Origin of the sequence: Bacillus sp. KS1 (assembly GCF_020075515.1) — a bacterium.
Classification (GTDB): domain Bacteria; phylum Bacillota; class Bacilli; order Bacillales; family Bacillaceae; genus Bacillus; species Bacillus velezensis.
This window is the reverse complement of the sequence record NZ_JACAWW010000013.1, coordinates 106,224-127,591: the sequence shown is the minus strand read 5'-3', so window position 1 is coordinate 127,591 and position 21,368 is coordinate 106,224. Positions and strand designations below refer to the sequence as shown.

17 protein-coding genes and 1 riboswitch are annotated in these 21,368 nt (G+C 45.0%); of the genes, 8 read left to right on the top strand and 9 right to left on the bottom strand.

What is annotated here, in order from left to right; translation table 11 throughout:
* Window positions 1-21 precede the first annotated feature (21 nt).
* The 4 genes from HWY38_RS06510 to HWY38_RS06495 form a co-directional block, all read right to left on the bottom strand.
* Entirely contained in the window at window positions 22-1,953 is a 1,932-nt protein-coding gene (locus HWY38_RS06510; protein WP_224181482.1) for an acyltransferase family protein, read from the bottom strand.
* 271 nt (window positions 1,954-2,224) lie between these two features.
* A complete protein-coding gene (rsiV, locus tag HWY38_RS06505; protein WP_045206913.1) occupies window positions 2,225-3,085 on the bottom strand; it encodes an anti-sigma-V factor RsiV in 861 nt (286 codons plus the stop codon).
* The gene (locus HWY38_RS06500) at window positions 3,085-3,582 is read right to left on the bottom strand and encodes an RNA polymerase sigma factor (RefSeq protein WP_003155802.1); all 498 of its coding nucleotides are present in this window, start codon (window positions 3,580-3,582) and stop codon (window positions 3,085-3,087) included. The genes rsiV and HWY38_RS06500 overlap by 1 nt, the downstream gene beginning before the upstream one ends.
* 187 nt (window positions 3,583-3,769) lie before the next feature.
* Entirely contained in the window at window positions 3,770-4,810 is a 1,041-nt protein-coding gene (locus tag HWY38_RS06495) for a 2,3-butanediol dehydrogenase (RefSeq protein ID WP_007408876.1), read from the bottom strand.
* A 363-nt stretch (window positions 4,811-5,173) separates the two neighbouring features.
* Between HWY38_RS06495 and HWY38_RS06490 the strand changes: the two genes are divergently transcribed.
* Together HWY38_RS06490 and HWY38_RS06485 are read left to right on the top strand one after the other, a co-directional pair.
* Window positions 5,174-5,542 carry a septal ring lytic transglycosylase RlpA family protein gene (locus HWY38_RS06490; protein WP_014417081.1) on the top strand — a complete coding sequence of 123 codons (369 nt, stop codon included), beginning with the start codon at window positions 5,174-5,176 and terminating at the stop codon, window positions 5,540-5,542.
* A gap of 65 nt (window positions 5,543-5,607) precedes the next feature.
* A complete protein-coding gene (locus HWY38_RS06485; RefSeq protein ID WP_224181481.1) occupies window positions 5,608-6,654 on the top strand; it encodes a TolB family protein in 1,047 nt (348 codons plus the stop codon).
* A gap of 30 nt (window positions 6,655-6,684) precedes the next feature.
* Here the strand turns inward: HWY38_RS06485 and HWY38_RS06480 are convergent, their stop codons facing one another.
* The 4 genes from HWY38_RS06480 to gabP form a co-directional block, all read right to left on the bottom strand.
* Window positions 6,685-6,843 (bottom strand): hypothetical protein, encoded by a 159-nt coding sequence (locus HWY38_RS06480; RefSeq protein ID WP_044802062.1) that lies wholly within the window; start codon window positions 6,841-6,843, stop codon window positions 6,685-6,687.
* A gap of 98 nt (window positions 6,844-6,941) precedes the next feature.
* A complete protein-coding gene (locus HWY38_RS06475) occupies window positions 6,942-7,151 on the bottom strand; it encodes a cold-shock protein (protein ID WP_007408879.1) in 210 nt (69 codons plus the stop codon).
* Between the two features lie 201 nt (window positions 7,152-7,352).
* Window positions 7,353-8,891 (bottom strand): outer spore coat copper-dependent laccase CotA, encoded by a 1,539-nt coding sequence (gene cotA / locus HWY38_RS06470; RefSeq protein ID WP_014417082.1) that lies wholly within the window; start codon window positions 8,889-8,891, stop codon window positions 7,353-7,355.
* A 108-nt stretch (window positions 8,892-8,999) separates the two neighbouring features.
* A complete protein-coding gene (gene gabP, locus HWY38_RS06465; protein WP_224181480.1) occupies window positions 9,000-10,385 on the bottom strand; it encodes a GABA permease in 1,386 nt (461 codons plus the stop codon).
* Between the two features lie 334 nt (window positions 10,386-10,719).
* On the opposite strand from gabP, the gene HWY38_RS06460 reads away from it, so the two are divergent.
* From HWY38_RS06460 to guaA, 4 genes are all read left to right on the top strand, one after another.
* Window positions 10,720-11,682, top strand: coding sequence for an AAA family ATPase (locus tag HWY38_RS06460; protein WP_224181479.1), 963 nt, complete (start codon window positions 10,720-10,722; stop codon window positions 11,680-11,682).
* Window positions 11,682-12,866, top strand: coding sequence for a DUF58 domain-containing protein (locus tag HWY38_RS06455; protein ID WP_224181478.1), 1,185 nt, complete (start codon window positions 11,682-11,684; stop codon window positions 12,864-12,866). The genes HWY38_RS06460 and HWY38_RS06455 overlap by 1 nt, the downstream gene beginning before the upstream one ends.
* Window positions 12,867-12,884: 18 nt before the next feature.
* The gene (locus tag HWY38_RS06450; RefSeq protein WP_224181477.1) at window positions 12,885-15,092 is read left to right on the top strand and encodes a DUF4129 domain-containing transglutaminase family protein; all 2,208 of its coding nucleotides are present in this window, start codon (window positions 12,885-12,887) and stop codon (window positions 15,090-15,092) included.
* Window positions 15,093-15,255: 163 nt separating this feature from the next.
* Window positions 15,256-16,797, top strand: a complete 1,542-nt coding sequence (gene guaA, locus HWY38_RS06445) for a glutamine-hydrolyzing GMP synthase (RefSeq protein ID WP_007408887.1) — start codon at window positions 15,256-15,258, stop codon at window positions 16,795-16,797.
* Window positions 16,798-16,884: 87 nt separating this feature from the next.
* On the opposite strand, the gene HWY38_RS06440 is transcribed toward guaA, so the two are convergent.
* Entirely contained in the window at window positions 16,885-18,636 is a 1,752-nt protein-coding gene (locus tag HWY38_RS06440) for a retron Ec67 family RNA-directed DNA polymerase/endonuclease (protein WP_224181476.1), read from the bottom strand.
* Window positions 18,637-19,163: 527 nt separating this feature from the next.
* Between HWY38_RS06440 and HWY38_RS06435 the strand changes: the two genes are divergently transcribed.
* The gene (locus HWY38_RS06435; protein ID WP_224181475.1) at window positions 19,164-19,697 is read left to right on the top strand and encodes a sigma-70 family RNA polymerase sigma factor; all 534 of its coding nucleotides are present in this window, start codon (window positions 19,164-19,166) and stop codon (window positions 19,695-19,697) included.
* Window positions 19,679-21,121, top strand: coding sequence for a DUF4179 domain-containing protein (locus tag HWY38_RS06430; RefSeq protein WP_224181474.1), 1,443 nt, complete (start codon window positions 19,679-19,681; stop codon window positions 21,119-21,121). The genes HWY38_RS06435 and HWY38_RS06430 overlap by 19 nt, the downstream gene beginning before the upstream one ends.
* Before the next feature lie 123 nt (window positions 21,122-21,244).
* Window positions 21,245-21,346, top strand: a riboswitch (purine riboswitch).
* Window positions 21,347-21,368 lie beyond the last annotated feature (22 nt).

Genomic DNA, 21,368 nt, shown 5'->3' with positions numbered 1-21,368 from the left:
TTTTTGGGCCTCTTTTTTTTGTCATGATTTCATTGTTTGGACGATGAGGGATGTCAGCGCTTTTGATCCCTCAGGTATGAGATGGACGCCGTCCGGTGTGAAGTATTCAGGGTGCTGCAATGCTTTTGCGTGCCAATCGACAAGCGTCACATTTTTGCGTGACTCGGCCTGCCGGCGCAATGATTCGTTTACTTTGCTTTCCCACTGCCGCGGCACACGCGTGTTGACAAGATAGATATCGGCTTTTGAAAAGGAGCTGATCAGTGATTCAATTTGGCTGTTTGTGAAATAGCCGTTCGTCCCTAACTCGATGATGACCGCTTTGTCCGGCTGATTAAATGACGCATATTCCGAAGTGAGCTGGAGTGCTTGAGAGACTTGTCTTCCTACCTTTCCGTCGATGGTGACATGAGGGAGGGACTGCCGCAGGTATGACGCAATGTCCAGCATCACCGAGTCACCGATGGCCAGCACGTCTTGCTGAGGCTGTGTTTGTTTTGAATCAGCCGCTTTTTGAGATGACCGTTCCTTTTTCTCTGCGTTTTTCTTTGTTTTTGATTTGTCTGCTGGTTCTTTCTTGTTTTTGTCTGACGCGGTATCCGTTTTTTCGCCGCCGTGTTTTTTCTTGCTGTCTTCTTCTTTTGCAGGCTGATCGTGATCGGCCGTTTTGTGCGAAGAGGCGGCGGTTTCTTGCTGATCATTTTGCGCGTACGTCCATTGCGGCTGTTTTTTCTCTTCGGCTATCCCTGACAGCCCGCCCGCAAATACGAGAATGGCGGCAAGAATAAGGCCGAGCGACATTCTGCTGATGACAGAGGACGTCTTCCATTCCAGAAAGCGGTTCAGAAACACGCGGCGTAAAAATGGCCGGAAGCCCGCAGTGCGGATCGGCTGTTCAATGAAATGGTAAGACAGCTCGGCAAGAATGAAAGTGGCGCCGATTCTGACGGCGCAGTGCCAATAAACCGGATTTCCGATTTCCTGTACGGGTGTGCTCAGCACGATAACCGGGTAATGCCAAAGATAGATTCCGTATGATCTCGTTCCGATCCAGCGAAGCGGCTTCCATGAAAGGACATGTCCCAAAAAGCTGCTCGGATGGCATAAACATGCGACAAGAACCGCTGCGGTGATGCTGATCAAAAGCATGCCGCCCTTGTACAAGAAGGGTTCATATTCATCTGTGTAAAAGACGCAAAGCAGCAGCGCGGCAAAAGCGGCAAGCTCCGTCCCGTGAAGCAGGTGTTTCATGCTGCTCGGCAGCCGTTTGGAAGATAATCGTTTCATCGGCCACACTAAAGCTAAAGCGCAGCCGATCAGCAATTCAAATGAGCGGGTATCCGTCCCGTAATAAACGCGGCTCGGATCTCCGCCGGGCACATACATCATACTCATTACGACTGCAGAACATAACGCGAGGAACATGACCGCGGCCGCAAGCCGGGCCCGTGTTTTACATATGTACATTCCCGCAAGCAGCAGGAAGGGCCATATGATATAAAACTGTTCTTCAATCGCCAGCGACCAAAGGTTTTTTAATGGCGAAGGGGAGCCGAAGCTGTCGAAATAAGAAAGTTGATGAAAGATAAACCACCAATTGCTTATGTAAAAAAGTGAGGAGACCGCATCCCCGCGTACGGTATGCAGGAGCTCGCTGTTAAACAATACGACCCAAATGACCGTCGTGATAATCATGAGATAAGCCGCCGGCAGAAGCCGCCTGATCCGGCGCACCCAAAAATCACGCAAATCAAGGGTGATGGCATTGCCTTGGGCAGGCAATATAATAGATGTAATTAAATACCCCGATAAAACAAAAAAGATATCAACACCAATGAAACCGCCGTCGGCCCAGTTGAAATTCAGATGATATGCGATAACTGCGAGGACGGCAAAGGCGCGAAGTCCATCCAGTCCGGGAATATAGCGGTGATGCAGTGACTTGTCTGACATGGTATTCCTCCAATAATGTGTGCGGAAATTCTCGCTGTTTTGCGGATGGCTATGGCAGATTTCTGTACAGTCTTCCATTTGTTCCGTTAATTAGACGCATTCGGAAGGGGATTTTGTTTCAGAAAAAATGAATGAAATGCTGTGATTTTCTTAAACTTTTCAGCCCCCGTCCGGCGTCTGTTATATGAAAAGGGTCCCTTATGCATCTTGGCTGTTGCGGGACGAAAGAAAAAATCCATGATCTGCGGATATCATGGATTTTTTTCTTTCTTTATCTGATGTAGCGGTCTCCGACAAGCAGCTTGGAGATGACGGAGGTCGGTATTGTAAACTCTGTAACGCCCATATATCCGGGTGCCGCTTCGTATTCATCAAATGAAATAACAAGTTTGTGCTTATCTGTAATATAAAAATTCTGGTCGGCGCGGATGGCTTTAAAAGGCTCCGTCATATCATCATCTTCGACCCAGTATATTTTATTCGGATCTTCTTTCATCTGTTTTTTCATTTGTTCTTTAATATTTTCGCTGATGACTTTAATATAACGGTCATCTTTAAATAAGCTCTTTAATGTAAGCACGGCCTCATTCTTTTTATCAATCGTGATGTAACGGCTTTGTGTATAAGATGAAGCTTGCGTTTTTTCGATATCACGGCGGATTGAGATCAAATCCGCTGTGTCAGTAACGGTTTCATAATCGCTGTAAATACTGAGGTGGCCTTTTTTGCTTTTTGAGGTCGCCTTCATAAATTCCCGATACAGCTCTTTGCTTTCTTTCATATAATGCCGGTTGATGCTGTCTTCGAGTTTATGATCGGAAAGTCCGGACAGAGCGGGCGTTTTCACATCAATGCTTGATTGGTTCTTTTCTTCCTTCATCTCCGTGAATGTGATGGCTTGGACGACTTTGCCGATGACGGGGATTTTAGACATGGCTTGTGCGGCATCCGGATTGATATTGACAACGGCGGTAAATAAGACGGCCGCAGCGACTGCCGCGGATGTCGGCCACATCACGATTCGTTTTTTCTTCGGTTTCTGCTGAAGGGCTTTTTCGACAATGCTGTCCAGTTCCTTAGGAATGGGCACACTTTTATACTCTTCTCTTAATTGTTCTAATCTCTTTTCCATTAAGAAAGATCCTCCTTTGTCAGCTGAATGCGCATGAGCTTCAGCCCCCTGTAAAGGCGTGTTTTGACGGTGTTGATGTTTTCCCCCGTGATGTCCGCGATTTCTTCTAATTTCAGGTCTTCAAAGAAACGCAGAATGATAATGGTTTTATATTGATGCGGCAGGTCATCAAGCGCTTCGTGAAGGTCTGTGTCCTTGTAGTGATCTTCCTTTCCGCGGCTTAAAAACTCGATCGTTTCATCGTCCATCACTTTCAGTTTTTTCTGTTTGCGGAGAAAATCAATGGCCGTGCGCACTAAAATTTTATAAAACCAGCTTTTGATCACATCGGGGTTTTTGACGGATTCGACTGATGTCAGCGCTTTTTGAATTGATTCCTGAACAATATCTAACGCGTCATCCTTGTTCTTTACGTAACTGTACGCAAGCCGGTAAAAGTCTTCCTTGCGCTCAGTTATGCACGTCACAAGCGACGCTTTGGCTGTTTCGTTCTTCATTGCTTCAAAGGGCTCCTTTTTTAAAAATACGTATCATAGGCTGCTGCCTAAGGATAGACGGGACAGGGTGAAAAATAGTTTGCGCAGAGGGGATCATTTTTAAAAGGAAAAGGAAGGAAAGACGAAGAGATGAAAAAAAGAGCCGGAACGGCTCTTTTTCGGATGTGTCTGATATTCAGCGAACGGTTTAGTTCGGTTTGACTAAGATTTTCACTTGGTTTTTCTCTTTGATTAAAGCGCCGAAGCCTTCTTCAATCAGATCGTCGAGCACGATTTTTTTCGTGACGAGCTTATCTGCTGAGAAGTAGCCCTCTTTCATCAGTGCAAGAACGGAAGGGAAGATGTCACGGTATCCGATAATGCCTTTTACGGTCCGTTCTTTGATGACGATATCGTTCGGATGAATTTCCGCTCCTTTTTCCCAGATGCTGACGATAACCGTTTCACCGGCAATGTTTGTTGACTGGATCGCCTGGCGGAGAACGACAGGAACGCCTGTTACTTCATAAGAAACATCAACGCCGCCGTTTGTCCGTTTAGCGATTTCTTCAACGACATCGTCCGTTTTTGACGGATCAATGATGATAGCGCCGAGTTCTTTCGCTTTTTCCTGACGTTCCGGTGAAAGTTCAACCGCGTAAATATCTGTGGCGCCGGCCGCTTTCAGGGCTTCAATCACAAGCAGCCCGATCGGTCCGCAGCCAAAAACCGCCGCCTTGTCGCCCGCTTTTAATTTGCTTTGGCGGACGGCGTAAAGCGCTACCGCTGACGGCTCAACAAGCGCGCCCTGTTCGTAAGAAAGCTCTTCAGGAAGCTTAAACAGCAATTCTTCGTCAACGGATACATATTCAGAAAATCCGCCGCCGCCTCCGGCTAAGCCTAAGAATCCCATTTGTTCATCAAGGTTATAGGCTCCCTGATGTCCGTGTGTGGCAAAAATCGGTTCCACGACGACACGGTCGCCGACGCTGTAATTTTTGACGCCTTCGCCCACTTCCACGACTTCTCCTGAGAATTCGTGGCCCATCGTGACGGGCGCCATTTCGTTTGTTAACGGATGAGGTTTGCCGACCGGAATAAAGATCGGGCCTCCCAAATATTCATGAAGGTCGCTTCCGCAAATCCCGCACCATTTGACTTTAATTTTGACTTTACCCGGTTCTGCTTTAGGTTCATCAATGTTTTCGATTCGAATGTCTTTTTGATTGTGCCATCTTGCCGCTTTCATTGATTATCACTCCTAGTCTGATTGAAACGAGTATAGGTACATGATCAATATGAACCACGGTTAAAAGGAATAAAGTGCCTGCTTCCTAAAGCCTGATTTCTCAAAATATATCATATTATGCAACTATCAATAGGCCTTATAAAAAGTCCATATTGAATGCAGAAATACTCTATGAATATTATAACGCTAATGAATTAAATTTTGTAGTATAATTTACCATGGGATTATATAGAACAGGAAATTGTGCCGTCGTTATGTGCATGTCTCATCACGTTGTAATGAACATGTAAAGTGATTGAAATATTATAATCGTCTTCTTGGTGTATAATTTTGCCTAGAATAAAGAATCAGGAGGACGAAAGCTTGAAGAAGTTATTCTTAGCCTTATTGATTTTAGCAGGAAGCACGCTGGGAGCGATCAGTTACTCTTCTGATGCAAGTGCTAAAAAAGTGAACGGAAATATTACATGGTATAATGGAGTCGGTAAAAAAGGATCGTCCGGTAAAAAACTGGGACACTGGGATTGCGCGACAAAATTAGGGTTTGACGTTCCGAGAAACGGAACGAAAATCAGAGCTTATGCAAAAGCAAAACCGAAAAAGGTTATCACCGTATACAAAAATGATGTAGGCCGTATGCCGAATGCCGTATTGGATGTCAGCCCGAAAGCGTTCAAAGCGCTCGGATATCCGTTAAGCAAAGGAAGAGTATCCGGACACTACAGCTATTAAAATAGACCATCTTAAAAAGCAAGGACACTGATTCTTGCTTTTTCTGATTGACGGAGAGATTGATAATGAAGAAGAAACGATGGATCTGGGTGTTGCTGGCCGCCGTTTTGGCGGCGGCGGTCATCGCGGCCGTTTTACTGATTAAAGGAAAAAGCGACGGCGGCGGAAAAGCCGTTGTCTCCGGCGGCCATGACAAGCTGCTTGTTTCCATTACAGACAAAGATCTGATGACGAAATATTACGAGGACGGCCGCGTGCTGTACGAGGAAAAGCTTTCGGCATATCCGGCGTTTGCGCTGGATGACGCCCATCAGGTGCTCTATTTTGTCGGGAATAATGACCAAAATGAGATGCGTCTGTATAAGCTTGATCTGAAGACGAAAAAGAAGACGGTGCTTTATAAAGGAACGGCAAGCGCTGACAGTCTGTTTTTATCAAAGGATCTGTCGCACATTTATTTCCGTCTCGGAAAAGCGGATGAAGATATTTTCCGTCTCGCATCTTTTGATTTGAAAACGAAACGTTATGAAAATCTGTATCCCGCCGCCGATGAGAAAGACGACAGTGTGAGCAGCTTCTTTTATAACCGCAGCCAAAACGATTTTGCGCTTCTGCATTATTCCGTAAAAGAGGATTATCAAAAAACGGATGAGGCAAATGAGAAGGGGATTGACCCTGAACCGACGAATATCCGGTTTGCAGCAGGAGCTGGCGAACACCTTCAGGATCTGACAAACCTTGAACAGTTTATCAGCGACGTGGCGGTGTCACCGGACGGAAAGAACCTTGTCTTTACATCTTATACCCAAAAAGGGACGGAACAAAAAGCGTCCATCCGTCTGATGAATGTCAAAACGAAAAAAGATGAAACGATTATCACAAACGGGAAGGACTTCACTCCGCTGATTGATGCCCAGCCTCAGTTTTCTAAAGACGGCAGCATTATTTATTTCATGGCGGAAGCAAAAGGCGCTAAGCGTCTGAAGGATGAAACGGGGCGGAATGCGAAGGTCCGGACCATTTATGCTTATCATTTGGATACGAAAAAATGCGAAAAAGTCTGGGAAAATGACAACGGCATTATCAACAGTTTTTCCGTCATCCAATCATGAAAAAAACACTCAGCGCCCGCTGGGTGTTTTTTAATGAACAAAGCTGGCTGCGGCTGAGGCGAGCCATTTGAAAAAACGGAGAATCGGAACGGCAAAATGAAGCGTTTCGATGAATGACTGTGCGGCAAGGTTCATTTTCCGCCGTTTTGCCATTTCCTTCAGATCTTTCTGCAGCCGATCGTTTTTCATGTTCATTGCTCCTTTGCATCATAAAAGGACATGATAACGCAAAGGCCTCTCATGAGACATGGAGGCCTTCTCTATGTTGAGACTCGTAAAAGGGAGGTCTAACTTGATGCCGTTTGGTTATTGTTTTGGAGATTTACCAACGAACGGACGCCGTCGATCATTTTACTGCCGCAAAGGGGGCAAGTCGGGGTATCACTGCCGGCAAAATTCTTTCTGCTCCAGCCGATACAGTCCTCTTTTGTGCATTCCCATGTACTGACATCTTCTTTAGGCAGCGGTTCCTGATTACGTTTGTTGTAGTAAGACATAAAGTCACTTCTTCCCTTATGAATTTTCGTGCACTCCTTCATTGTCTCATACTTTTCCCTAATCTCCTAATTCCTTTTTCTATCCAGATTTCCAATGAGGGTGCATCGTCTTCCTGTTATTACAGTATATGCAAATAAGTGTATTCTTATTTTTTCTTTTTGGATAAATAAAAAATCCCCTTCTGGAGGGGGGGTGTTTGTTTACTGCTTATCCGTGACGTCCATCGGTCTCATCATGTCGTAATCTTCGTGCTCTAAAATATGACAGTGCCATACGTAGCGTCCGCTGTAAGGAGCGAAAGTCGCCGCGATTCTGATGACCTCTCCCGAGTGCGCCTGCACGGTATCTTTCCAGCCTTTTTCACTTGGAGGAGGCGGGACGGCTGGCCCTGTATACACAATGTCGCCGAATTTGTTATAACGCTCTAAGTCAAAAGGGCGCCGGTCAAGGATTTGGAAGGAAACAAGGTGCAGGTGTATCGGATGGGTTCCCCCCATCGGATTGATAATCGACCAGATTTCCGTTGTGCCGAGCTTCGGCGCTTCTGTCACAGGATCATGCCATCGCTTGTTATTCAGCGTCAAAACGGGCCGGCCGTATTTGTCTTGCGTATTTGTGAGTTTAAGCGTCCTGATATTGTGTATTCTCTTTGATGTCACATTAGGCATTGTTGAAAGATATTTAGGCTTCCGGCTTGTGTCTTCTCCCTTCAGCGGTTTTGTGACGCGGAATTGCATCACATTGGCGTCTGTATCCGGATCGGCGTCGCCCCCGCAGCCGGTGCCGTTCGTTAAAATGATATGTTCTCCGTCAAAGGCGGAGAAATCGATGAGCACATCATACCGCTCTGCCGGGGCTAAGCTGATAGATTGTGTTTTGACAGAGCGGGGAAGCAGTCCGCCGTCAGAACCGATTTGGATAAACTTGCCGCCGTTATTGAGCGAGAGAGAAAATGTTCTCGTATTGGAGGCATTAAGGATGCGGAAACGATATGTCCGCGGTTCAACTTCCATATACGGCCACGCTTTACCATTAACGAGAATGGTATTTCCGCAAAAAAACGGGACGATGGAAGGATCGGGCAGCGTTTCGGAAGGGTTAGCAGGTCCGCTCGGATAAGACAAGGAACCGTCGTCATTTAACGTGCGGTCCAAAATCATAAGCGGTACGTCATACTCTCCGGAGGGAAGCTTCAGCTGCTTTTCTTTTCGCTCGCGAATGATATACATCCCGGCAAGCCCGGCGTACACATTGAGCCTCGTAATCGCCATGGCGTGGTCGTGATACCATAACAGAGCCCCGCGCTGTTTGTTTGGATAATGGTATACCTCTTTCTCAAAATAAGGACCCGTTTCCTTAAAATCCTTTGTGAACCATGCTTCCGGGTAGCCGTCGCTGTCCGGCGGGGTTGCTCCTCCGTGTAAATGGACGACGGTTTTGACATCGGGTTCCTGATGGCCGCTTTCTGAATGGTGAATGGTATGATCCACAGGCAGAAAATGCTTATCCGGAAGGTCATTCATCCATTTAATATAGACGTTCTCATCTTGGTTCACGTCGATCGTCGGACCGGGAAATAAACCGTTATACCCCCACAGCCGGGTCGGCGGGAGATCGCGGTGCAGCTTGTGAAAGCATTCCTTCATGGTGACTTCATAATACGTGCTGCCGTCTGATTTCTTCTGCGGCTGGAGTGTTTCGATGATCGGCAGTTCATCTGCAAATTTTTCTAGTGCCATTTTTCATCCTGTCCTTATCATTTATTGAAATCCTGTACTACAGTTAATGCTGCCTTGAACAGGTTGGTTAAAAAAACACCCGCCCTTTTTTGAGGGGGGTGTTTGCGGTTATTGCGCAACCCGGCTTTCGGAAGCGCTCTCTTTCGGTTTTTGTTTTTTGCGGAATACATATGAGGCAAGTACCAGCAGAGTAATAAATCCTGTCAGCAGAAATTCAGACCGCATTGAACTGATAAACAGCATAGATAACAAGATGGCGCAAATGGCGATGATCGTCAGGTAGGTTAAGTACGGATAGAACCACATTTTGATTTTAAGAGATTCAGGGTTTGTCCGTTCGATTTTCTTTCTCATTCTCAGATGTGAGACGGCGATGACGAGATAGACGAGCAGTGCGATCGCCCCTGATGAATTGACCAGGAACAAAAATACGGAGTCGGGAGAAAAGTAGTTCATAACAACGGCAATATAGGAGAAAAAGGTGCCGGCGATAATGGCTTGAACCGGTACGCCTCTTTTACTCAGTTTCATAAAACGCCGCGGCGCTTCATTTCGCTCTGCCAGTGAATACAGCATCCGTGACGTCGTATAAAGCCCGGAGTTCAGGCAGGACAGAACGGCTGTCAGGACGATGAAATTCATGATTTGAGCGGCTGCGGGAACCCCGATATGGCTCAAAACGGCAACGAAGGGGCTTTCCAAAATATTGGCTGAATCCCACGGCAGCAGTGTGACCACAACCGCAATGGAACCGACGTAAAAAATAATGATCCGCCAAACGACTGAGCGGGTCGCCTTTGTGACGGATTCGACCGGATTTGACGTTTCTCCCGCTGCGATTGCGACGATTTCAGATCCCATGAAAGAAAAAATGACAACGACGATGCCAAGCAGAACGGAACTTGGACCTTTAGGGAAAAATCCGCCGCTGCCCGCCAGATTTTCCAGCCCGACCGGTTTGCTGCCGGGGACGATTCCGAAAATGAACGCAAATCCCGCGATTAAGAAGACAACGATCGTCGCTACCTTCACTAAGGAAAGCCAGTATTCAAATTCGCCGAACGATTTAACTGAATAAATATTCGTCAGTGTTAACAGCACGGTCAGAAGCAGACTCGTCAGCCATAACGGAATGCCCGGGAACCAGTACTGTATGATTCCGGCGCCTGCAATGGCTTCAATGGCAATGACGATGACCCAGAAAAACCAATACAGCCACCCGATCGTAAAACCGGCCCAAGGACCGATGGCGTCATGCGCGTACTGTGAAAACGAACCGCTTGTCGGGTTGACGGAGGACATTTCCCCCAGCATTCTCATAATAAAAATAACTAATAGTCCTGCTAATGCGTAGGAGATAATCGCTCCGGGTCCGGTGGAATGAATGACGGATCCGCTTCCGACAAATAATCCGGCGCCGATCACGCCGGCAATTGAAATCATAGTCATATGCCGGGTTTTTAATCCCTTTGATAAAGAGTTAGGCTGATTCATTCTTTGCCTCCTTTTGGTTTGTTTATGCTGAATATTCCGACAAGTATTATTCTATCATAAATGCCACAGGCAGTTGAAAATGATGTAAGAAAATATGACATTTTTTCTCGTCCGTACAGCAGAAGGTGCCGGGATGAAAGAGGAACATGCCATTGATCATTCACACGTTCATATGGAGCCTCTCCAGCTGAAATAAAGCTTCCTTTCTAAAGGGAGCTTTTTCCTTTTTCGGACTGGAAACAATTCGCTGGAAACGTTTTTTTATACTGTTTATATTTTGTGGTAAAGTTAGGTTACGATAATTGAAATTTGAGAGATGACTAGGAGGAGAAGAATGGCTTATAAAGAAGAGCTGCATCCGCTGCTGGAGAAAGCCGTTGAGCATATTGAAAACATCATCATAGGAAAACGGGATATCGCCATACTCAGTCTGGCCGCCATTCTCGCAAAAGGGCATGTGCTGCTGGAAGACGTGCCGGGAGTCGGAAAAACGATGATGGTCCGCGCTTTGGCCAAACTGATCGGAGCTGACTTTAAGAGGATTCAGTTCACGCCGGATCTTCTGCCGTCAGATGTGACGGGTGTCTCTATTTATAATACGAAAACGATGGAATTTGAATACCGCCCGGGACCGATCATGGGGAATATCGTGCTGGCTGATGAAATTAACAGAACCTCTCCGAAAACGCAGTCTTCCCTGCTTGAGGCAATGGAGGAAGGGAATGTCACGATTGACGGAAAGACAATGCGGCTGGCTGAGCCGTTTTTCGTCATGGCCACACAAAACCCGGTTGAATATGAAGGAACGTATCCGCTTCCCGAAGCCCAGCTTGACCGGTTTTTATTTAAGCTGCGCATGGGCTATCCGACTGCCGAGGAAGAGCTTCAAGTTCTGTCTTTGCAGGAAGGGCGCAATCCGCTTGACACAATCGAGCCCGTCATTTCTAAAGAACAGTTTATCAGCCTTCAGCAAAAACTGGAGCAGGTGCGGGTGGATGATGGAATTAAAGCGTATATCGTCGGCATTACTCAGCATACCCGCCGGCATCCGTCCGTACATCTGGGCGTAAGTCCGCGCGGTTCAATCTCATTAATGAAAGCCGCGCAGGCGTACGCGCTGCTTCATGACCGCGATTACGTCATTCCTGATGACGTCCAGTATTTGGCTCCGTATACGCTGCCGCACAGAATGATCTTGACCGCCGAGGCGAAATTTAACGATGTGACGCCGGAAGCGATTATAGAAGACATCATGCAGACGGAAAAAGTGCCCGTTCAAAGGATGTCGGTCCGCTGATGAGAAAGAAGATGCATTGGCTTCTATATGGCTGGAAGCTGCTTATGTTGGCCGTACTGACGGCGGCTGTCTTTTCTTATGCCATGTTTCAGGGCGGATTTGTGAGCTGGTTTTTATTTTACGCGTTTTTGCCGTTTACCGTTTACGCCGGGCTGGTCGCTGTGTACCCGCTGCGGGCGTTTCAGGTGACGCGTGACGTGTCCTCCGCCCAGTTAACCTCAGGCGACGGGCTGTCTGTCACCATCAGGCTGACGAGGCGCCTGCCGTTTCCGCTGACATATATGGTCATTGAAGATGTGATGCCGGAAACGCTTGGCGAGAGGCGCAGTGCGAAACAGCTTGTGTTTCCGTGGTTTCAAAGGAAGCTGACGTTACAATATGAGCTGCCGCAGGTGCCGCGCGGAGAGCATCATTTACATACGATAAGAGTGCGGACGGGAGATGTTCTCGGGCTTTTGGACAAGACGGCGTCGTTTTCCGTAACGGATACGGTTCTGGTTTTCCCGGCGTACGGGTCTGTTCACTATAAGCCGCAGGCTGCCTCCGGGGAAGAGGGTGCGGCTGCCGGCGCTCCGTTTCAGGTACACCGCTCCGCAATGGCTGCGAGCGTCAGAAATTATCAGCCGGGCGACCGGTTTTCCGCACTTGACTGGAAAACATCGGCACGGCGAAATGAGCTGATGACGAAGGAATTTGACCCGCTGCAGAGTGTAAATATGATTCTCCTTTTGGACTGCAGGCCGTCCCCATCGTTTGAAGCCGCGGTATCAGCTTCGGCATCCCTGCTTTACACGGCGCTTGTGAAGGGCTCTCCCGCAGGATTTATTTCATTGGGGAGCGACCGGACCGTATTTCCCGTCCGGGAGGGAGACCGGCATTTCAGAAAGATGCTGCGTTACCTGGCATCAGCTTCAGAATCAGAAGAAGCCGATGCAGGCGGGCGTTTAGGAAAAGAGCTTTCGGATCCGCGCGTCCGCAAAGCTTCCATTGCCGTCGTGACGGGCAGTCTTACAGAAGACCTTCTCAAACAGGCTGAGCCCGGCCGTGCTGACATGACGGTGTTTTTGGCGAAAGAAACGAATGCCGCGCTTTCGGAGAAAGAACGGAAACTCGCTCTCATCTTCGCTCAAAAAAATATTAAGGTGCAAATGATCAGGGACAAACGGGTGTCCCATGTTGTTTAGAAAGAGAGGTGGCGCGCCATGCCGCATGACGAGAACCAGGGAAGCAGGCTGAGTCTGCTGCTGTTTTATTTTCTCGCTTTTTTATTGTTATGGGAATGGCTCAGGCCGCTGCACAATTTTACGGATACAAAACATACAGGTTTTTTCATCGTTTTTATCGGTTTGGCATTTCTGCTGTCATTCTTCCGGATGAGGTGGTACGTCACCGTGCCGTCCTGCATTCTGTTTACGTTGATCAGTATTCACATCCTGTTTTATAAAGGTTCTATTTTTCAGCCGGAATGGCTCGTTTCTTTTTTGCGGGACGTGATGCAAAATGCCCGCCACATCGGGTCCGGAAGATGGAATGATATGAATCCGTCATTCCGCACGTTGCTGTTTTTTGTGCTTTTATGGCTGCTCGTGTATTTGCTGCATTACTGGGTGATCTATCAGCGGAAAATATTATTCTTTTTTATCATGACGGTGGCGTATATCACCGTGCTTGATACGTTTACTCCTTATGATGCCGCGTACGCCGTCATCCGAATCGTCTTTATCGGCTTTTTGATGATGGGGCTTTTGTATATGGAGCGCATCCGGCTTACGGAACATATAGCGTTTAAAAAAAGATTGATACTCAAATGGTTTCTGCCGCTGATGCTGTTTATCTGCGCTTCCGTCGTGTTCGGTCTGGCGGCTCCGAAATCAGACCCGAACTGGCCGGATCCCGTCCCGTTTCTAAAAAAAATAACAAACCACAAAGAAGTGCCCGCCGCCGAAAGCAAAATCGGCTACGGCAATCATGATGAAACATTGGGCGGCCCTTTTCAGGAGGATGATACGCCGGTTTTTACATGGAAGGGAAAAGAACGGGCGTACTTCCGGGTGGAAACGAAGGATACATACACGGGGAAAGGCTGGGTGGAGACCGATCAGGGCATGTCCTATAAACTGAACGGCGGCAACGTGGAAGATATATGGTTTGACCGGAGTGTGCAGACGAGACGGTATACGGCACAGGTGTCCATTGATGAGAATTATCTCTATAATCACGTCATGTATCCGATCGGCGTCTCCAATATTAAACCGAAGCACTCGATTCAGCTTGAAATGAACGGAAACACCGAGCAAATTACGCCGGTCAGTGAGCAAGTGGGCAACATCCGCAATATGGGACGGTACACGGTGACTTTTCAGGCGCCAGTCTTTAAGCTGAATGATCTCAGAAAAGTGAAGGTGAAACGATACCGTGAGCAGAATCAATTCAATGACCGGTATTTACAGGTCCCCGACAGCCTTCCGAAAAGAGTGAGACAGCTTGCGGACAGACTGACGCGGGATCATCATAATATGTTCGATAAAGCGAAGGCGATCGAGGATTATCTCGGATCTTCCGCATTTTCGTATAATACACAGGATGTCGCGGTTCCGGAGCACAATCAGGATTATGTCGATCAATTCCTGTTTGAAACGAAAAGAGGATATTGTGATAACTTTTCATCGGCAATGGCCGTGCTGCTCCGCTCCGCGGGAATTCCCGCCCGTTGGGTGAAGGGCTATACATCCGGCGAATATAAAGGGGCAGGCGACCATAACGGCCACATTTATGAAGTCACAAACAACAACGCCCATTCGTGGGTAGAAGTGTATTTTCCCGATCAGGGCTGGGTGACGTTTGAGCCAACAAAAGGCTTCACCAATCCGACGGAGTTTACGTCAGAGCAAAATCATACCGCGGCAAAAGACAGCGGAGGCTCAGCGGGGAATTCGGATTCACCGTCTGACAAGCAGCGTCAGGAAACAAAGCCGGAAAAAGAAGAAACACCGAAAAAGCGGGATCACAATGCGGCACCGCAGCCTGTGATCCGCAACAAAACCGCGGCACACCTGTGGCCGTATGCAGCCATCGTCATCGTGATTTCAGCCGCAGCGGCACTCGCCTGGCTGTTCCGGGCGCGCTGGATTCCGCACGTTACAGCAGCCAGATTGAAGCGGCGAACGGATGAAGACGTCTTTTTCGACGCATATGCCGCGCTGCTCCGCCAGCTGAAACGAAAAGGATTCAGCAGAGGGGACGGAGAAACGCTGCGCGATTTTGCCGCGAGGATTGACGAGGCGCACCATACAAACGACATGTCCGAGCTGACGCTGCGCTATGAGCGGGCCTTATACCGCAGGGATAATGCCGCAAAGCTTTGGAATGAATCGGGACAGTTGTGGGAAAATATAATTAAAACAAGATAGTCTTGACCGCATATCGTCCTGTTGTTAGAATAAATGAATGTTAAATGGGAGCCCGGGAGCGTTAAAAAGCCGGGCTTCCGTACAAGTCTTGCGCGACAGAGGGCTGAACGTTTGTCCTCCGTTTTTTCTGTGTCAAAAACTTAGAGGAGATTAGGTGACAACCATGACGAAGTTAGTGAATGAAATGATTCTTGTTCTTGATTTCGGCAGTCAGTATAACCAGCTGATTACCCGCCGGATCCGTGAATTTGGCGTATATAGCGAGCTGCACCCCCATACGTTGACAGCTGAGGAAATCAAAGAAATGAATCCAAAAGGAATTATCCTTTCAGGCGGACCGAACAGTGTATATGATGAAGGATCTTTCCGCTGTGACGAAAAAATCTTTGAACTCGATATTCCTGTATTGGGCATCTGCTACGGCATGCAGCTGATGACTCATTACCTCGGAGGGAAAGTCGAGGCGGCAAGCCAGCGCGAATACGGAAAAGCGAACATTCAGATTCAAGGAACTCCTGACTTGTTCAAGGATCTTCCGGAAGAACAGGTTGTGTGGATGAGCCACGGCGATTTGGTTGTAGAAGTTCCTGAAGGCTTCACTGTTGACGCAACAAGCCATCACTGCCCGAATTCAGCGATGAGCAAAGCGGACAAGAATTGGTACGGCGTTCAGTTCCACCCGGAAGTGCGCCACTCTGAATACGGCAATGATCTTCTGAAAAACTTTGTATTCGGCGTTTGCGATTGTGAAGGCAAATGGTCAATGGAAAACTTTATCGAAATCGAAATGCAAAAAATCCGTGAAACAGTCGGAGACAAGCAGGTTCTTTGCGCGCTAAGCGGCGGTGTTGATTCTTCTGTTGTGGCTGCTTTGATTCATAAAGCGATCGGCGACCAGCTGACTTGTATTTTCGTCGATCACGGCCTGCTTCGTAAAGGCGAAGCGGAAGGCGTCATGAAAACGTTCAGCGAAGGCTTTAATATGAATGTCATTAAAGTTGATGCGAAAGACAGATTCTTAAACAAGCTGAAAGGTGTTTCTGATCCTGAGCAAAAACGCAAAATCATCGGCAACGAATTCATTTACGTGTTTGATGATGAAGCGGACAAGCTGAAAGGCATCGATTACCTTGCGCAAGGAACGCTTTACACGGATATTATCGAGAGCGGTACTGCAACGGCGCAAACGATCAAATCGCATCACAATGTCGGCGGACTTCCTGAAGATATGCAGTTTGAACTGATCGAGCCGCTGAACACCCTTTTCAAAGACGAAGTGCGCGCGCTTGGCACAGAGCTCGGCCTTCCGGATGATATCGTATGGCGTCAGCCGTTCCCTGGTCCTGGCCTTGGCATCCGCGTACTTGGCGAAGTAACGGAAGAAAAACTTGAAATCGTTCGTGAATCAGATGCGATTCTGCGTGAAGAAGTGGCGAACCACGGCCTAGAGCGCGACATCTGGCAGTACTTCACGGTTCTTCCTGACATCCGCAGCGTCGGCGTCATGGGAGATGCGAGAACGTATGATTACACAATCGGTATCCGTGCCGTAACATCAATCGACGGCATGACATCTGACTGGGCGCGTATCCCTTGGGATGTGCTTGAAGTGATTTCGACACGGATCGTCAACGAAGTGAAACACATCAACCGCGTCGTGTATGACATTACGAGCAAGCCGCCTGCAACGATTGAGTGGGAATAGTAAAAAGAAAGCCTCAAACTCTTATTTAAAAGGGTTTGAGGCTCTTTTTTAAGCGTGTGCAAACAAATATTGCAAACAAAAAAATCATTAATCATTATAATTTGTTACAATTTGATTGATGTTATCTAATAGAGGTCTAAAGTTTTCGAAATTTATATCCTCATAGTTCTTCCATACATATTTGGAAAAAGCTCTTTTTCCATAGTTTTCAGAGGGATTATACTTTTTTTCACATCGTTCAAATGTTTTCCCGTTAAGTTCTGTTTTTAAGGTATCTAATTCGAATAAATCTTCTATTTCACATTCGTTTAGCTCGTTAACCAATGGATTAGTAACGATATAAAGGTTCGAAATGATTTTTAAATAATTTTTATCGCATAACTCATCAAGTTTGTCTGGTTTTAAATCCATATAGTTGGTTAGAGTTTTTATTGGTTTATCTTTATTATTAAGTTCATTATCTAGTATAAATATACAGGGGTTTTTAGAATTCACATTCATGTTTTTGAAAATTTCACTATAGTTTGGACAATCTTTTTTCTGTTTATCAGAAACATAGAAATTATAGATTTGTTTCATGGTATCCGCACCATCTTTCTCTAAACCAAAGAAGTATTGCAATTTTGATGTCTTCTGCCCTTTTATTTTTTTGTGTGCTTTTGATGCTTTTGGATCTTCTCCTCTCTTTAAAAAAGAAATTTTGAATATAAAATCATCATTTACTTTTTTAATTAGTTTTGGATAATCTGTATAAAGATTTTTAAGGGCACTTTTTAAGTAAATAATATCTGTAGGACCCTCTGTTAAAATACAAGGTTTTTCATTATTGAAGAAATATTTATAAAACAGAAATTTTTGATATTCTTTTTCCTGTCCATTTAAATTTCTGAAACCTAATTTCGAATTTTTATCAATTTTTTTCTTTTCTTTATTATTCTCTTTGTTTATATGATTTATAAATGAAAAACGACCTTCAAGCTGTTTTAAACTACCCTCTACCCCATTTATAGTGAATGATCCATTTTTATATAAAGAGTTTGCCATTGCCCGAGTGTTTTTATAAAAATTTCTGGGCATATTCACTTTTTTATTTACGACTAGCCCAGTCACAACTTGTCTAGATTGCTTATATTGAAGTCGAGTTTTTTTTCGATTAATTTTAAAGCCAGATTGTTTAATAATCATTTCTAATTGACTTATAAATTCTTCTGATTTTTCATCGAAACCTTTATTGTTTGTTGAAAAAGTTAAATCATCAGCATATCTTGTGTAATCTAATTTATATTTTTTAGCAATTTTTAATATTTTCATATCTAAAATATTGCAAATTAGATTAGTTATTATAGGGGAGGAAGGAGCACCTTGCGGTAAAGAACCGTTATAACAAGTTAATTGAGCTAATACTGTTGCTATATTTTTGGGAAACAAATAATTTTTGTTTTTTTCAAAGTACCCTTGTACTCTTCCAAAATGAAAACTTTCAAAGAAATTTTCTAAATCTATATTAAGAACAAAACGTTTGTTTTTATGTATTTTAGCGTTTGTTATAATACTTTTTTCTTTGGTAAAAGCATGAGCAATGTTCAACCTAATCTTATTTTCATAATAGAATTTTTTTTGTTGATTTAATAACATATTCACAATATTTCTTTGAATATCCTTTAAATCTTTAGATGGAGCGTTAATAATTCTCTGTCCACCACTTTTTTTGGAAATTTGGAAAGTTGTATATGAATTTTGAATCTTCTTAATATATAATATGTAAGTTAACTTTTTTTTCGGTGTTCTCAAAATATTTGAGAGATTGTCTATTGATGTTATATCTTCAAAAGTGTTCATAGTTATTGCCTCCAAAAAAAAATAGAACGTGTGGTTACTCATTACGTTCTATAGGAATCGAAACTATACGATACAATACAATTATACGAGTAATAAGGAACAAATCTCCCTACCATTTTTGTCAAAACTTGCGAAACACAAGTTAAAAAATCTAACCACACGTTCTTAATCATTATAATACTATATGTCTAATTATTAAAGTTTATATATTTCTTTTTACGTACTGGTTTGAAACCATCTTTCTATCAGCAACTTTATTATGTTGCACGTTAATAACATTTTTAAGCCTATTAGATTTAGACCCTCCCATAATATTCTGAACACGGAGGAGCAATATTTTTAACGGTAACTTCTACATCAAGGAACTACAAACAACCCAAAAGATTTGCTATTCAATAAATTGATTCTTATACTGTTTAGAATAAATCAATAAAAAACGTCTCTTTTTAAAAAAGAGGCGTTTTTTTTTCATCTTTTTGAAACCGTTTTGCCCCGATTCATATCTAACAGCATAGGAGGTGGATAAGGTGAAGGAAGAACGATTGATCAAAAAGGCGAAAAAAGGTGATGCCGCATCCTTTGAAAAACTGATCACAGCACACCAGGATACTTTATATAAAACAGCTTATCTCTATTTGCATCACAAGGAAGATACGCTGGACGCTGTTCAGGAAACGGCTTACAAGGCTTTTCTTCATATCGCGCAGCTGAAGGAGCCGAAATATTTTAAAACGTGGCTGATCCGGATTTTGCTTCATACGATTTTTGCGATGAGGAAAAAGCACGGAGACGTCATTCCGTTTGAGCCGCAACATGATACGCGCGCGGAGAATAAGAACATTGAAGAATACATAGATCTTCGGAATGCCCTGGAAACCCTTGACGAACATATACAGCTGACCATTCAGCTTTATTATTTTCAAGATTTCTCGATTGCTATGATCGCTGAACAGACCGGTATGGCGGAAGGCACTGTAAAAACGCATCTCCACAGGGCGAGAAAAGCATTGAAGCAGGAGCTGGAAAAGGAGGATAAACATATATGGAAAAGCATCAAATGAAGCAATTGTATCAGGACATTGACGTGCCGAAAGCTGAATTGAAAAACGTGATACATAGCGCCGCTGTCCGTGCCGGAAAAGAAGGCGCCGTCAGACGGAGATGGGGACGAAAAGTGATAAACGGACTCGCGGTTGCTGCTGCTTTGTTTATTCTGTATCTGTCCTCAGGCTTGTTCATGCCCTCCGTTAATACGGCTATGGGAAACATCCCTGTTGCCGGGCAGATTTACAGGGTATTTCAGGATAAGGCAGGTTCTGCGCTGTTTAAAAGCAATCTGGTGACAAAACTGAACGAGGAAGCGGAATCACGCGGGATTACGGTTACAGTGAAAAGTGTGTATTACGACAGCGGGCAGCTCGTTTACAATTTTACCGTTGACAATTTGAAATCTGATGAGGAGGATATTCCTTTTGAAGTCGATTATAAAGACAGCCGGAATATATTATCTTTGGATTATGACAGTCAGGGCATGAAAAAAATGAAAGACGGGCAGTACGGGGGGCAGCTTCGCTTTTTTGCGGACGGGCCAAAGATGAAAGACGGTGATAAGCTTCCGCTTGTCATTACACAAATTAAGGATATCCCCGGAAACTGGCGCTTTACACTCCCGATTAAAAAACAAAAGTCCGTTTCTCTTGTAGGAACGAAAGCTGTGAATGTAAATCACGGATTATACCGCTTTTTCGATATCCGGGCGGAAAACGGAACGACGGGATCGGCTCTCCTGTATTCAGTCGACTTCTCTGATGCAGCTAAAAATGATACGATCTCGATTGACGAAGCAACGGATGATGCAGGAAACCATTATGGAACGACAGCGTCGGCTATTGAACTTGGCAGCAGGAACAATCTTCCCGGCGGCGGGAAAAGAGCACGCGGCCAATCTCAATTCAGCAAACCGATAGACCCGAAAGCGAAAACACTTTTCATAACGGGTAATTTAAAATCAGAATCAGAGCCTGGAGAAATCGTCCCTCTGAAAACAAAACTGCCCGCCAGCTATAAAACGAAACATCATCATGTCGGCATCACCATCAAAAAAATCAAACAGCAAGGCAGACGGGTGATCGTCGATTATCAATTCACAGGAATTAATGACAGCAAAACGGATAAAGATCAGCTGATGAATGTCGGTGAGTCAATCGGTCTCGGCAATACGAAAAAAATGAAAACCTGGCCATCGCTTAATGAGTATGAAAAAGGCTATTACCTGAAAGGGAATAAGGCGAAAGTCACGAACCTTAAAACGGGTGAAATGGAATCCGTTTTTGAATTAGATGATTCATCAGATAAAGACTATTCATTGCGCGATTTCTCATTCGATTCATACGCTTTGTATGTCAATCGAACGTTCATGAACACTTTAGCAGGTGACGGCAAGATTACATTCTCGGTGCCGGTCCGGCATGCGGACGGAAAATGATGTCGGGAAGGCGGCTTTTGCCGTCTTCCATTTTTGGTCAATTAACGAATAAACCAAATTTTTTTAACGGGATTGTTCGTTTTTTTTATTGAGTTTTCAAAATTGAATTGATACAATAGACTCAGAAATCAAATATGCAGATATCGTATAATGGCGGGGATATGGCCCGCAAGTTTCTACCAAGCTACCGTAAATGGCTTGACTACGGATCAATCTCAATCGTTTGATATAAATAATCCATTCTTAT